Genomic DNA, 12,335 nt, shown 5'->3' with positions numbered 1-12,335 from the left:
TCTTACTTCTTATGTGCTTTTAAAAATATATCATAAAGAGACTTTACATTTATTTTCTCTTCCTCTATAATTTCGTTAACCATAAAAATAAATAAGGTTAACGAAAGGAGAACGGATGACAAAATCATTAAAAGAACTTATACTCGTTGCCGAATTTGCTGCAATCATTGCAGTTCTCTCACAATTTGTTATTCCATTAGGATTGATTCCACTTACTGGTCAGACTTTTGCGATTGGCTTGACCGCCACGTTTCTTGGGAAACGTGCTGGTACTCTCGCAGTTTGTATGTACCTCTTATTAGGCTTGATCGGACTTCCCGTCTTTTCTGGCATGACTGGGGGAATGGGCATCTTATTCGGACCATCTGGTGGCTACCTTTTTGGTTTTATTCTTCAGTCTTTCGTCATTGGTTGGTGGATTGAGAAGACTAATTCTCGCTTTTTCCATGCTTGGTGTGCCAATCTATTCGGCTCTCTTCTTGCTTTATCTGTAGGAACTCTTTGGTTATCGTTTAGTAGTCATTTGTCCGTTCAAACTGCCCTATTGAGCGGGTTCTTCCCCTTCTTGTTACCAGAGTTGCTCAAAAGTACGGGAGCAGCTTATGTTGGCACTACTTTAAGAAAAAGATTACGGTTCAACATTCAAAAATTAGTTTAAAAAATTAATAGGATAAAAAAGAAAAACTTTAAAAATAAGCGATATCCGCTAAATAGAGCAACTATTTTTTGGCGGATATCGCTTATTCTCATAGCCAGACACTTCTATAATCATCCAGTTATACCATTTCATTTTTCACTATCAGCTTATTATTCGTCGTATAGATGAAGGAAAGAAAGAAAACAAAGGCTTGCAGTGGGAAGATCACCATTCGCTCCGTCAACCCTAAAATATTCCATCCTTGTGCCATTCCAATTGGATTCAATGCGCCAAAGAAAGTGATCAATATGGCGGTAGCAATACATATTTTTCCTAACGTACGTAGTTTTTCTTGTTTAAGATAACCAAATCCAATAATGAATAAAGACGATATAGTAGTAAATACGACAATGATCGTCACAACAATATGCATCGTATTTTGGAAATTCATATCCGCCTTATCGCCTGTCAATGGAAATAGTTTATAGCCTACCACTGTAGTGCTTGCCATCACAAGAAAAATCAGATAACCGATCCGAGTCATCCCATGATACTTTTCAAAGGCGGTCACGACCATTCCGATGACAAACAGTAAAAAGCCTATACCATAGATAAGCAGGATCATATTCAATAAATTCGCATTTGGCGCACCAACGGCGGTCAAAGAACTGATGTCTGTCGTGATTGGATCATATGATTCCCAAAGGTATTGCCCAAGAAACACATGTACAAAATAAGCAACTACACTAACCATTCCAAGAGGCATCACCCAATCGATCACTTTCATACGTTTCCCCCACTTATTCTTCTTTCAGCTATTTAAGCAACCATCCACCATCGATTGGAACGATTGCTCCATGGATATAACTCGCTTGAGGCGTCGCAAGAAATAACGTCAATTCTGCCACTTCTTCCGGCTGTGCCCAACGCTTAACAGGCGTTTCTTCTGCGACCCATTTGGCCATCTCTCCGTCACCTGCAAAATCAGCTGCATTCATCGGTGTTTGGATGGCGCCTGGTGCGATGGCTTTTACACGTATCCCTTGCGCAGCATAATCAAGCGCTAACTGTTTCGTAAATCCAATGATTGCATGTTTGGCACTCGTATACGCTATCCCACCACCGCCAGCCACCATACCTGCAATGGAGGCCATATTGATGATCGTTCCCGTTTGCTTTTCGAGCATATCAGGCAACACTTGTTTTGTTAATCGAAAGAGACTTTTTACGTTGACCTCATAGATCCGATCCCAAAGTGTTTCGTCTGTGTCTAATAAAGGCTTGTAGTCATCAAGAATCCCTGCGGTATTCAATAAGATTGAAATATCGCCGATTTTTTCATGACACGTAGTGACCGCTTGTTCAATCACTTCTTTTTGTGAAATATCACCGAGAAATGAGATAAAATGCGTAGGATATTGTATGGCTAGTTCTTCCATCTTACCTAATTTCAGATCCACACCAAATACTTTCGCTCCTTGATTTAAAAAAGCTTCTGCTTGTGCAGCACCGATTCCTTGAGCGGCGCCTGTCACAAAGACGACTTGATTCGCTAAGTCCGGATAATGATTCGTCATTCAACGATCATCCAATCTTCTGCTAGAATATCGCAAACGGTTGGCGCAAAGCTAGAAAATCCTTCGTCGCTCGTTTTGATCAGAAAATAAGGCGTTACTGGACAACCATCAAATTCATCATCGGATACTAGAACAACATATAATTCAAATCCACTCCAACCTTTTCTAATAACCTTTGCACCTGTTTTTAACTGTGGCAATACTTCTTCAAATGTCATGATTTTTTCTCTCTTTCTTTATTTGGATTTCTTTAATTTTATCAAATAAACGGATATAATCCGAGAGTTCAAGTTCATCTGTAACGATGAAATAGTCTAGATCCGCCCAAGGTTTGCGATGGATCTTGCTTGTGGATAGTAATAGATCGACCTCTCTTCCTCGATAATCCGCTGGTAAAAAGTACAACTGATACTCCTCTCTGAAAAAGTGCCTTAGGTTTTCTTTTAGTAATTCTTCTTCAAAAAGAGGAAAGTCCGTCATCAGTAAAATAGTGACTTTTGGTAATTGTCGATCAAAAACACGCATCGTTTTTAACACGGTTAGATACCTTCGCATCAAGAAAGTCGCATTCTCATAGACCCACTCGTCTGCACGTTGTGTTGCACGATTGAAAAAATCCAGCAACCATTGTTTCAATGACTCATTTTCACTAAGGAAGTGTCTAGAAAAATTGCTACCTTCCCCATCAACCATTTCCTTCGCATGAGGAAACAAGTACGCGAACAGATGACTACTTAGCAAATAGTTCTCTGCTTCTTTGGTGAATGATTCCTCGGTCAACTGCTTTTCTTCACAGTATGCTGCTAACGCATTCTTCATTTCTAATAGAGCTATAAAAGGAGCGGTTTGTTGTTTTCGGTGAAAAGCAAAAATCTGCTGACGGATTCCTGACGATTGATAATATTCTTCTCTGGTCATCAGCACTAGAAATAGTGCACCTAATTCTTCTTTCCCTTGGAAATAGTTTGGAAAAAAAGGCGCCATCCACTGACTGAATGCTTCAAAGAGTGGATTTTTTTCAATCAACTGTCGTTTTTTATTATTTAAAACCACAAAATGTTTTTGGGATTTACGTAAGAAAAATGCACCTAACATGTACTCTAATCGCCGTTTCTTGATCTCATTCAACCGAACATCAAAAAACTGTAAAATCTGGTCAGCAATTTGTTTGACGTCCTGTTGTGGAATAGTTTCGAAGGGCCAAACTTTACCACGAAATAACTGCCAAAAAGTCATATGTAGGTATAATCGAATGATTTCTTCTTCACCACACGCAATATAGCTTCCTCTTTTGAGTTGGATACCATACCTCGAAAATTGTTCTTTCCAATCATTGATTTTCCGATGAGCAGTTGACTCACTGATATAATGCTTTTGTGAGAATTGATAGAGCGTATGAAATTCTTCAAAAAAAATGTCGTGCAATAGCTGGTATTTAAGCGTACTTTGCACGAGGTAAATCAAAAAGCGTTCACGTTCAATAGGATCCAGAGAATCATAAAAATGATAACCCGATCGATGATTCTTCGTAAATAAAGATTGCTCTTTTCCACTGAATAATTGATAATTTTTGATCAATTCAACTAAATATCTGGTTACACTTCGTGCGTCTAGTTGAACCTTTTGTGCAAGTTGTGCCGCTGTGTGCCCTACCTGATCCTCAAAGCTTTCGAGTAAGAGCACTTTGTAATACAAGTCTTTGTCAAAACGTTTTAAGTACTCAGAAGACAAATACAACGACTTCACCCCTTATCGACTATTTTCCTCATTGTAGCATATAATCCTTATTGAAACACCAAAACAGACAAGCTAAGGAGGCATTCAATTAAAGTAATTTCCTTCTTTTTGTAGACGATTCACTCATCGTGCATCGTGCGATTATTCGTTCCATTTCAGTTTCATTTTTTTCTGAAATTTTCAAAAAATGTTTGTTGATAGCAACAATATTTGATAAAATTCACTATTTATTTTTGATATATTTATAGTTAGGGTTGGTGTTTTGTGTCATAGGGTTTTATCAATGTGTCGACTGTTGCTCGGATTTCTTTCTATAAAGAAGTCGTTTTTTATTTTGCACTTATCACGACAACAGAAGTACACCTCTTACGGAACACTTCACCCGCTGTGTTGTTGTTTCTTTTTTATATTTTCAATAAATTAATGGAGGGTATTATGGATTATTCACTTATGACCCGTCTAGCGGCGGAACTACTTGGTACAGCATTATTGATCGTTTTAGGTAATGGTGCTGTCGCAAACGTAGATTTAAAAGGAACAAAAGGATATGGCAGTGACTGGATGCTGATTGCTGTTGGTTATGGTTTTGGTGTGATGATGCCAGCAATGATTTTTGGTGGCATTAGCGGAAATCATATCAATCCGGCATTTACGATTGCTTTAGCCTCTAATGGTTTATTCCCTTGGGCAGAAGTCGTACCTTATATCGTTGCACAATTACTTGGAGCAGCTCTTGGACAATTGATCGTGGTCGCTTGTTATAAACCTTACTATGATCAAACTGAAGATGTAAACCATGTCTTAGGAACTTTCTCAACTATCAACAGTGTTGGTTCTAAATTCAATGGTTTCGTCAACGAATTCTTCGGTTCATTCGTTTTATTCTTTGGCGCGTTAGGTATCACAAAAGCACCTTTCTTCCAAGATAACTTAGGAACAGCTCACTTAGCTCTTGGTTTCTTAGTTTGGACATTGGTCGCTTCACTAGGAGGTCCTACTGGTCCTGGATTGAACCCAGCACGTGACTTTGCACCTCGTTTGGTTCATGCGTTGTTACCATTGAAACATAAAGGTTCTTCACAATGGGATTACGCTTGGGTTCCAGTTGTTGCACCGATTTGTGCCGGTGTTGTAGCAGTATTTGTCTACAAAGCATTATTTATGGCATAAAATTAATGAATACTATAAAAACGGAAATCTTTGGAAGCAATTCCTTAGATTTCCGTTTTTTATTGATTTCAAAGCTAAAATCATCCTCTGATTGGCTTAATATCCTGTGAACTACTCACCACTTAGCTAAACCTACCGGTTTTTAACGCTTGAAGTGGGAGCTTCTTGGGAATAGAGCATACTTGCAAGCGTATTTCTTTACTCACAGCGGTTTCTCTTATTTACCAAGCTATCCCCGTAGTTCCTACGGTTTTTGATGATTGGATCTAAGCTAATCCCATAGAATGTAGTCTTAGACCTTCGGTCAGAATATTGATACTAGCATTGATATCTCGGTCATGATGAACATGACAAACAGGACAAGTCCATTCTCGAATTTCTAGAGATTTCTTGCCGTCTTTGTGTCCACAATTCGAACAGATTTGACTAGATGGGAACCACTTATCCACTTCGATAATATTTCGACCGTACCAGTCAGCTTTGTATTGTAACCTAGTCACAAAACTAGACCATGAAACATCCGAAATACTTTTTGCTAGTTTATGATTACGCAACATACCTTTTGTATTTAAGTCTTCTATACAGATCATATCGTGGTTTTTGATAATCTCTGTGCTCAACTTGTTTAGAAAGTCATTGCGTTGATTCATTACTTTTTCATGTAGTCGTGCTATTTTACGTTTTTGTTTTTGATAATTTCTAGCTTCAAACAGATTGATACCTTTTTGTTTAGCTAATAATGCACGTCTTGACAACTTACGTTGTTCACGTTTTAGTTTCTTTTCCATTTTTGACGTGAACTTATTATTATCAATCTTTTGACCGTCAGAAAGAATGGCAAAATCAGTTATACCAAGGTCAATTCCAATAGAAGAATCGTTTTTAGGAAGTTCAACTATTTCTTCTTTACACAACAAAGAAATATGGTAATTACCACTTGGATGACGTGAGATTGTGGCAGATTTGATAATTCCTTTAGGTTGTCTATGGAGTTTAATCTTGATTAAAGACTTCAACTTAGGAACTTTGATGAATTTATTATCAATCAAAGCTACTGTTCCTTTTTGGTTGTTAGTAGTATAGCTTTGTACAGGATTCTTCTTACTTTTGAATCGAGGAAACCCAACGGATTTATCTCTAAAAAAATTCTTATATGCCTTATCTAAATTAAGTTGTGCATTCGCTAAAGCAAGGCTATCTACTTCCTTCAAAAACGGAAATTCTTCCTTATATTGAGCTGGTGTTGGAAATTTTATTTTTGTAGAAGAATCATTTTTAGTTTCTTCATAATTTTTCATTCGGTCATCAAGCATTAGATTGTAGACCTTACGGACACAACCAAAAGACTTAGCAAAGAAAATTTCCTGCTCTTCTGTTGGATAAATTCTGAATTTATATGCTTTTAGTCGCTCCATAAGACTCACCTACTCTCTATTTGTGGTTATTACCTTGATTCTGAATATACTTTTTGATGACATCAATTGATGCGCTACCAGTTGTCAACAGGCAGAAACTTTTAGACCAAAACATTTCTTTCCAAAGATATTGTTTTACTCTAGGATAGTCACGCTTTATCAAGCGTGAACTCGCGCTTTTATAAGCGTTGATGAACTTCGTCAGCTCTGTTTTTGGCTGTGCTTTGAACATAATATGAACATGATCTTTATCATGATTCCACTCAACGAGAGTGATGTGATATGACTCTGCAATTCGTACAAAAGTTATTTTAGCAAATTCAGATATTTCATCATCAATCACTTGTCTACGGTATTTAGTTACCAGTACAAGATGATAATAGAGAAGAAACACTGAATGATTATTAGTATCTAGTTCCATTGTTATATCAGCTCATTTCTTATATAGACTGATTATAACATAGTACAAAATAAAAAGGCAATATGCATTACATGTCGGTTTTCGAGTTACCAACGGTAACCCTCATACCGAACGGCATTCATCACCCACCTATAGAGGATGGGCGACTTCTGCCTAATTCTATTAAAAATAAGAATAAAATCTCGGTTAGATGAATCAATACAAAGGCATCTCATTCCTTTTTGAATAAGGTGCTTTTTGATTTTGACTTGTTAAAAATATTTGAATACAAAAAACCGAAGTGTATAACCATTCACTTCGGAGTAGATTCTACTATAGATATATATTTTTTCTATGTCCTACTTCTAATGCTAAAACAATCAACTTTCCACCATCAATCTTTGTAATGACGCGATAATTTCCTATTCTGTATCGCCATTTACCTGTGTAGTTCCCCACAAGTGGCGTACCTGTATATATAGGATTTTTTGTGCCTTCGATCTGTTTATGTAACCATCTTAAAATAGTTGTTGCATCGAATTTTTCTGGTTTTCTTATTTGTCTATCGAAGGTAGGCGTTGTTTTTACCGAGTAGCTCATTTTTTTCACCTATATCATACTCCTCTAAAAGAACAGATAAATCATTTGATTTTTTATCTTTCAAATACTCTTCATAAGCTAAATCTCCTATTTTTGCATCATACGCCTCTTCTAAAGCATCTAATGTTTTTGTTTTAAGTAATTCAGAGAGACTCTTTCCTTCAAACTTAGCCATTTCATCCAAAATTTTTTTCCCATCTTCTGTCACACGAACTGTAATTGTTGCCATAATGATCCCCTCCTTTTGCTTTATTCGATAGATATATTAATTATAAAACACCTATGAATATAAGAACACAGCGTGTTCGTTCGTTGGGAGAATTTTTTTCTTTATTCATCAATAGTGCAAAAAAGAATGTTCTTATTGTACATATCTCCAAATAGGTGTACAATAGGTGCATGAATAGCACAAAAAAGAGGACTGAGCTTACTATGGAAACAAATAAGACAAAAGAACGATTAAGTATCAATTTAGACAGTGAATTGAAAAAAGAAGTTGGTAGTTTATTATCTGATTTAGGGCTAGATTACACGACAGCAATTACGATTTATTTTAAGCAAATTGCCAAGAAAAAAAAGATCCCTTTTGAGCTTTCGACAACAAGTTATTACACGATTGATGAAGTTGCTGGGCAGGATTGGCGAAATAAGGTAGCGGAGATCAAGGATGAATGGGAATGATCTATGAAGTAAAATTAACAGAAAAATCAAAAATAGATTTTCAACAGCTCGATAATAGTCAAAAACAACAGATCCTCAAATCTTTTATGAAAATAGAGTTACATGGGATGCAAACCGGGCAACAATTACATGGAAAATTAAAAGACTGTAGAAAACTAAAACATAAGCGTTTAGGATTAAGAGTTATATTTAGAGAATCAAATTTTGGTATAGAAATAATTGAAATCATAGCAATTGGTAGACGCTCAGATAATGAAGTCTATACAATAGCTGAGAAAAGATTGGGACGATAAAAAATACATAAAAGCCCCCCCAGTGTCAGTTTCGATAACACTGGGGGGGCTTCACATTTTCAGTAAGTAATCACTGTTAACGCTTGTTCAAACTCTTGTTGCAAATGTTGCAATTGGTACTCCTTAAATTCTGGACGATGCGTTCGTAATAATACGCGTAATTTCATTGGATTGTAACGATCAATCAATTGATATTCATCGATAAAATCTCGTGTCAATTGCCATTCGTAATAATAGCCAAACGGCCGACAACTATACGTCGTTCCTTGGAGTACTTTATCCTCAAACCGTCGATGCGTATGCCCAAAGACGACTTGTTGAAGATTATCGTATCGATCGAGTAGTTTTCCAAATGAAGCTGAACCTAAGAACGCATTGAGTTGGTTCCAACGTTCATAAGGCGCGTTTTGGTAAACAATGAATTCTTGTTTTGGGACAAAATGTGTTGATAAGATCACATTCATTTTCTTTTTGTGTAGCGTATCCAATAATGATCGTGTTGCTTCTACTACTCGATCATTCACTTCTAGATCCGTTCCATCTCGCTCAATCAAGCGGTCATACCAGTACAAACGCTTCATCCGTACGATTTTCTTCACGTCTTTTTCTTCTGAGAATTGGTAATCATACCAACCGTTGATGCCTAATAACACGGTTTTCTCATTTAATGGAATATAGCGCTCATTCAAAAAATGGACGTCTGGAAAATGACTGATCATTGCTTCGCCAGTAACATCGGCTAACTCATGATTGCCAAAATGGAAAGTCGTTGGTAGCCGCTCTGCAAAAAATTCAGCGACTGCGACACAACGATCGACTTTATTGGCGGTATCCCCAGCCAAATGAAGCCGAGTAATCTTTTTTTGTTGTAAGACTTCCCATAAGAGCATTAATTCAGCTTCGCCAAATTGATTGATGTCCACATGTAAGTCACTGATGATCGCTAAATTTCCCATTCTTTTTCCTTCTAAATCTTAGATAGTTGATGTGACGATTTGGAGGTTATTTTTGATGATTCCTCCTGGTCCTTTCAGTTGCAGACTCTTGTAAGTTGGTTCTACTGCTAACGTCGTCGGATTATCCAAATAAACAAGTGCGCTTTTCTTGATTTTGATTGGTCCCATTTGGGTATCGACTACTTCAGAATATAAGCTTAGATCTGCCGATGTTTCTTTTTCTACAATAATCAGACGAAAAGAAGTATCGATTTGGCAAGTGATCCGGCTATTCGCAAATGGTCCATCTCCGTCTTCTACATCTAGCAATAATTGTTCATTGTCATTCACTTTTCCACGAAGCAGTTCTTCCGCTTCTTTTGATACGATAAATTCCATCTTAATCACCTCAATTTTAGCTTAATGATTTTTGTACGAAGTTGCAACTAACTTGTTTTTGGGTGACCTTCCAACCAAGCTTTTTTGGTAATTCCTTTAAGAACGATTGAAATGATTTCTCCTTTTTCTCGTTTTGCATCAGGAATCACAGCTTCTTCTCTCATTCCTAACTTGTCCATCACTCGTCCCGATTTACTATTTTTCGTATTATGATAAGCAAAGATCCTTACGAGATCCATTTTTTCAAAGCCCAATTTCAGAAGCGCTTTTCCAGCTTCCGGCATGATTCCTTTTCCCCAATACTTTTTATTTAAAGCGTAACCTAATTCAGCCGTATCATCGCCTTCTTGTATCCGCAAATCGATCGTACCAATCATCTTGCGGTTTTCTTTCCATTCAATAGCATATTTTCCAAGCGGTGATGCCATAAAAAAATTCGCAACACTGATTTTTGTATCTTCGATCGACTGATGTCGAGGGAAAACAAAGCGGGTCGTTTCTACATCATGGGCATATTCAAATATATCTTCTACGTCTTCCAATGTGATTGGTCTTAAAATCAGACGTTCCGTTTCTATGACACGATTTTCTGCAAACACTAAGTTTCGATTGATCAATAATTCCATGTGCATCCCCTACCTTTTCCTTTAGTTTAAATTACTGTATCGAAATTCACGGAAAGAAGCAAGACAAAACTTAATATCTCCTTAAAATAACAGATTAACTATAGATAAGCGAAAAAACTTAAACAATTGCTGAAAAAGAATAATTATTTGTTCACGATTTATTAACAAATTTTAGCTATTGTTATCTTAACAACTAAACAAGCGCTGGAGGTCTTACTTATGACAGAATATATAAAAAGCATTTACTTTATTGAAGAAACACAGAACATTGAAGGATCTTATATTGAAGTCAAAACACTATTTGTTGATGAAGACAAAGAAAAAGCATTGTCGATCTATCACAAATTAGCAAAGAAAAAACCAAACTACTTCGGATTGATTTTAAGTGAGTACAAAATCAAAGCAGAAGATAGTTATTTTTATCAACTTTTGAAACGTTGGTCAAAACTGCCAGCTGACTTTTATCGTCAAGTCAAGATCGTCAATTATCAAGCATTAGCCGAAACACATGCTTGATTCTATGCTTTAAGCTTTCTCTAAGGTTCGCCTTGTATCCTTTAATCAAATCAAAGGAGGCGATCTTATGTTCCGACAATGGCTTGCTCACTTTTTCCATGATCCAACCCCACGAATCGATCCTTATGAAGTCGATAATGAATTTACCCTTACACTAGATTTTCCTAACGATCAAACAATCACCCATTGAATCAGAGGTTGTGATAGAAGTACCTAGCTCCGAGAAATAAGCCGAGAAACCCGAAAATTGTTTTTCAAATTTTGGGTTTCTCGGCTTATTTTTGAAGGTGCTACTTCTGGAACACCGTTTATTCAGTTGTAGGATGCAAGATGACTGATGTACCAGGCTCATTTTCTTAGTTATTCATTGAAAAATTATTTTAGCGCTTGATTGACATCTTCAATCATCAAGTTCATTGATTCAAGTCCACCACCACTCAAATACCATACATCTGGTTGCAATGAAATCACTTGATCATTTTTACCGGCATCTGTTTGTGCCACTAATTCATTGGCAGCTACGTTATCGTTGCTTGTATCTCCACCAATTGCTTTGGTACGATCAATCACAAATAAAATCCCTGGGTTCTTCTCTAAAACATATTCATAAGAAACACTTTGACCATGTGTAGACGCCTCGATTTGATCATCGGCTTGTTTAAAGCCAAATAAATCATGAACTAGTCCGAAACGTGAACCTGAACCATATGCTGAAAGTTGCCCTTCATTCACTAAAGTAACTAAAGCTGTTTGATCAAGCGTGCTGGCTTTCTCTTTCACTTCATCGATTTGTTTCGTTAAATCTGTTAATTTTTCTTCTGCTTCTTTTTCTTTATCAAAAATCTTTGCCAATGTTGTCACATTTTCTTGCATCGATTCCCATGGCTTTTCTGCATCCATTGCTAAATATAGTGTTGGGGCAATTTGGTTCAACTGTTCCTGATAATCACTTTGACGACCGGAAATAATAATCAAATCTGGTTGCATCTCATTGATTTTTTCCAAATCAGGTTCTTTGATTCCTCCAGCAGATTCAACTTCTTGATATTTTTCTAAGTAAGCAGGTAAATTTTTAGTTGCCGCTCCTATGACTTTGTCTCCAACACCTAATGCATCAAGCGTATCTAATGATCCATTGTCGAATACTACAACTTTCTCAGGGTTTTGTTGCACTTCTACAGACTCACCATTGCTATCTTTGACTGTCAACATTGTATCCGTTGCGACAGTACTTGATGCTGTTGTTTCACTCGTTTGTGCTTCGTTATTTCCACATGCTGCTAATCCTAATGATGCTATGACTAAAAATCCTAAAACTATTTTCTTCATTTTGACGCTCCTTCGTAGTT

At 36.8% G+C, this 12,335-nt stretch carries 18 protein-coding genes; 6 read left to right on the top strand and 12 right to left on the bottom strand.

Going from position 1 to position 12,335, the window contains the following annotated elements; translation table 11 throughout:
- The first annotated feature begins 115 nt into the window (after window positions 1-115).
- On the top strand, window positions 116-658 hold the full coding sequence (locus IGI79_RS00770) for a biotin transporter BioY (protein ID WP_065095882.1): 543 nt from the start codon (window positions 116-118) through the stop codon (window positions 656-658).
- 118 nt (window positions 659-776) lie between these two features.
- On the opposite strand, the gene IGI79_RS00765 is transcribed toward IGI79_RS00770, so the two are convergent.
- From IGI79_RS00765 to IGI79_RS00750, 4 genes are read right to left on the bottom strand one after another with little or no spacing between them, the layout of a single operon-like run.
- Window positions 777-1,424, bottom strand: coding sequence for a DUF998 domain-containing protein (locus tag IGI79_RS00765; protein WP_065095883.1), 648 nt, complete (start codon window positions 1,422-1,424; stop codon window positions 777-779).
- Window positions 1,425-1,452: 28 nt separating this feature from the next.
- Window positions 1,453-2,214 (bottom strand): 3-oxoacyl-ACP reductase, encoded by a 762-nt coding sequence (locus IGI79_RS00760; RefSeq protein ID WP_195274105.1) that lies wholly within the window; start codon window positions 2,212-2,214, stop codon window positions 1,453-1,455.
- A complete protein-coding gene (locus IGI79_RS00755; protein ID WP_010734410.1) occupies window positions 2,211-2,432 on the bottom strand; it encodes a DUF2829 domain-containing protein in 222 nt (73 codons plus the stop codon). The genes IGI79_RS00760 and IGI79_RS00755 overlap by 4 nt, the downstream gene beginning before the upstream one ends.
- A complete protein-coding gene (locus tag IGI79_RS00750) occupies window positions 2,422-3,951 on the bottom strand; it encodes a helix-turn-helix domain-containing protein (RefSeq protein WP_195274103.1) in 1,530 nt (509 codons plus the stop codon). Before IGI79_RS00750 ends, IGI79_RS00755 begins: the two co-directional genes overlap by 11 nt.
- 435 nt (window positions 3,952-4,386) lie before the next feature.
- On the opposite strand from IGI79_RS00750, the gene IGI79_RS00745 reads away from it, so the two are divergent.
- Entirely contained in the window at window positions 4,387-5,121 is a 735-nt protein-coding gene (locus IGI79_RS00745; RefSeq protein WP_019723412.1) for an MIP/aquaporin family protein, read from the top strand.
- 266 nt (window positions 5,122-5,387) lie between these two features.
- On the opposite strand, the gene tnpB is transcribed toward IGI79_RS00745, so the two are convergent.
- The 4 genes from tnpB to relB form a co-directional block, all read right to left on the bottom strand.
- Window positions 5,388-6,536, bottom strand: a complete 1,149-nt coding sequence (gene tnpB, locus IGI79_RS00740) for an IS200/IS605 family element RNA-guided endonuclease TnpB (RefSeq protein WP_430608206.1) — start codon at window positions 6,534-6,536, stop codon at window positions 5,388-5,390.
- Window positions 6,537-6,552: 16 nt separating this feature from the next.
- Window positions 6,553-6,957, bottom strand: coding sequence for an IS200/IS605 family transposase (gene tnpA, locus IGI79_RS00735; RefSeq protein WP_108145887.1), 405 nt, complete (start codon window positions 6,955-6,957; stop codon window positions 6,553-6,555).
- Between the two features lie 312 nt (window positions 6,958-7,269).
- Complete coding sequence (locus IGI79_RS00730; RefSeq protein WP_081277414.1) at window positions 7,270-7,536, bottom strand: type II toxin-antitoxin system RelE family toxin; 267 nt, start codon at window positions 7,534-7,536, stop codon at window positions 7,270-7,272.
- Complete coding sequence (gene relB, locus IGI79_RS00725) at window positions 7,499-7,765, bottom strand: type II toxin-antitoxin system RelB family antitoxin (protein ID WP_065095885.1); 267 nt, start codon at window positions 7,763-7,765, stop codon at window positions 7,499-7,501. Before relB ends, IGI79_RS00730 begins: the two co-directional genes overlap by 38 nt.
- A gap of 203 nt (window positions 7,766-7,968) precedes the next feature.
- Between relB and IGI79_RS00720 the strand changes: the two genes are divergently transcribed.
- Together IGI79_RS00720 and IGI79_RS00715 are read left to right on the top strand one after the other, a co-directional pair.
- Complete coding sequence (locus IGI79_RS00720; protein ID WP_019723614.1) at window positions 7,969-8,217, top strand: type II toxin-antitoxin system RelB/DinJ family antitoxin; 249 nt, start codon at window positions 7,969-7,971, stop codon at window positions 8,215-8,217.
- Window positions 8,214-8,510: a hypothetical protein gene (locus tag IGI79_RS00715; RefSeq protein ID WP_019723615.1), complete on the top strand. Its 297-nt coding sequence runs from the start codon at window positions 8,214-8,216 to the stop codon at window positions 8,508-8,510. The genes IGI79_RS00720 and IGI79_RS00715 overlap by 4 nt, the downstream gene beginning before the upstream one ends.
- A 59-nt stretch (window positions 8,511-8,569) precedes the next feature.
- On the opposite strand, the gene IGI79_RS00710 is transcribed toward IGI79_RS00715, so the two are convergent.
- Genes IGI79_RS00710 through IGI79_RS00700 form a run of 3 tightly spaced genes read right to left on the bottom strand, consistent with a single transcriptional unit; the run spans window position 8,570 to window position 10,470 of the window.
- The gene (locus tag IGI79_RS00710) at window positions 8,570-9,466 is read right to left on the bottom strand and encodes a metallophosphoesterase (RefSeq protein ID WP_065095886.1); all 897 of its coding nucleotides are present in this window, start codon (window positions 9,464-9,466) and stop codon (window positions 8,570-8,572) included.
- 18 nt (window positions 9,467-9,484) lie between these two features.
- On the bottom strand, window positions 9,485-9,844 hold the full coding sequence (locus IGI79_RS00705) for an iron-sulfur cluster biosynthesis family protein (protein ID WP_010734414.1): 360 nt from the start codon (window positions 9,842-9,844) through the stop codon (window positions 9,485-9,487).
- Between the two features lie 47 nt (window positions 9,845-9,891).
- Complete coding sequence (locus tag IGI79_RS00700) at window positions 9,892-10,470, bottom strand: GNAT family N-acetyltransferase (protein WP_010734415.1); 579 nt, start codon at window positions 10,468-10,470, stop codon at window positions 9,892-9,894.
- A 219-nt stretch (window positions 10,471-10,689) separates the two neighbouring features.
- Here IGI79_RS00700 and IGI79_RS00695 point away from each other — a divergent pair, with 219 nt between their 5' ends.
- Both IGI79_RS00695 and IGI79_RS00690 read left to right on the top strand, forming a co-directional pair.
- Window positions 10,690-10,986, top strand: coding sequence for a hypothetical protein (locus IGI79_RS00695; protein WP_010734416.1), 297 nt, complete (start codon window positions 10,690-10,692; stop codon window positions 10,984-10,986).
- Between the two features lie 67 nt (window positions 10,987-11,053).
- Window positions 11,054-11,176, top strand: a complete 123-nt coding sequence (locus tag IGI79_RS00690; RefSeq protein ID WP_254905451.1) for a hypothetical protein — start codon at window positions 11,054-11,056, stop codon at window positions 11,174-11,176.
- 185 nt (window positions 11,177-11,361) lie between these two features.
- Here the strand turns inward: IGI79_RS00690 and IGI79_RS00685 are convergent, their stop codons facing one another.
- Window positions 11,362-12,315 (bottom strand): siderophore ABC transporter substrate-binding protein, encoded by a 954-nt coding sequence (locus tag IGI79_RS00685; protein WP_195273985.1) that lies wholly within the window; start codon window positions 12,313-12,315, stop codon window positions 11,362-11,364.
- Window positions 12,316-12,335: the final 20 nt, after the last annotated feature.

The organism is Enterococcus sp. AZ084 (assembly GCF_051714905.1).
Lineage (GTDB): Bacteria > Bacillota > Bacilli > Lactobacillales > Enterococcaceae > Enterococcus_B > Enterococcus_B pernyi.
This window is presented reverse-complemented; position numbering and strand designations above follow the sequence as displayed.

Bases quoted from the DNA above. Each gene is read 5' to 3' on its own strand.
- IGI79_RS00690 (WP_254905451.1), top strand. From the start codon at position 11,054: ATGTTCCGACAATGGCTTGCTCACTTTTTCCATGATCCAACCCCACGA.
- IGI79_RS00720 (WP_019723614.1), top strand. From the start codon at position 7,969: ATGGAAACAAATAAGACAAAAGAACGATTAAGTATCAATTTAGACAGT.
- IGI79_RS00760 (WP_195274105.1), bottom strand. From the start codon at position 2,214: ATGACGAATCATTATCCGGACTTAGCGAATCAAGTCGTCTTTGTGACA.
- IGI79_RS00705 (WP_010734414.1), bottom strand. From the start codon at position 9,844: ATGGAATTTATCGTATCAAAAGAAGCGGAAGAACTGCTTCGTGGAAAA.
- IGI79_RS00745 (WP_019723412.1), top strand. From the start codon at position 4,387: ATGGATTATTCACTTATGACCCGTCTAGCGGCGGAACTACTTGGTACA.
- IGI79_RS00685 (WP_195273985.1), bottom strand. From the start codon at position 12,315: ATGAAGAAAATAGTTTTAGGATTTTTAGTCATAGCATCATTAGGATTA.
- tnpB (WP_430608206.1), bottom strand. From the start codon at position 6,536: ATGGAGCGACTAAAAGCATATAAATTCAGAATTTATCCAACAGAAGAG.
- tnpA (WP_108145887.1), bottom strand. From the start codon at position 6,957: ATGGAACTAGATACTAATAATCATTCAGTGTTTCTTCTCTATTATCAT.
- IGI79_RS00710 (WP_065095886.1), bottom strand. From the start codon at position 9,466: ATGGGAAATTTAGCGATCATCAGTGACTTACATGTGGACATCAATCAA.
- IGI79_RS00755 (WP_010734410.1), bottom strand. From the start codon at position 2,432: ATGACATTTGAAGAAGTATTGCCACAGTTAAAAACAGGTGCAAAGGTT.
- relB (WP_065095885.1), bottom strand. From the start codon at position 7,765: ATGGCAACAATTACAGTTCGTGTGACAGAAGATGGGAAAAAAATTTTG.
- IGI79_RS00730 (WP_081277414.1), bottom strand. From the start codon at position 7,536: ATGAGCTACTCGGTAAAAACAACGCCTACCTTCGATAGACAAATAAGA.
- IGI79_RS00695 (WP_010734416.1), top strand. From the start codon at position 10,690: ATGACAGAATATATAAAAAGCATTTACTTTATTGAAGAAACACAGAAC.
- IGI79_RS00715 (WP_019723615.1), top strand. From the start codon at position 8,214: ATGATCTATGAAGTAAAATTAACAGAAAAATCAAAAATAGATTTTCAA.
- IGI79_RS00765 (WP_065095883.1), bottom strand. From the start codon at position 1,424: ATGAAAGTGATCGATTGGGTGATGCCTCTTGGAATGGTTAGTGTAGTT.
- IGI79_RS00770 (WP_065095882.1), top strand. From the start codon at position 116: ATGACAAAATCATTAAAAGAACTTATACTCGTTGCCGAATTTGCTGCA.
- IGI79_RS00700 (WP_010734415.1), bottom strand. From the start codon at position 10,470: ATGGAATTATTGATCAATCGAAACTTAGTGTTTGCAGAAAATCGTGTC.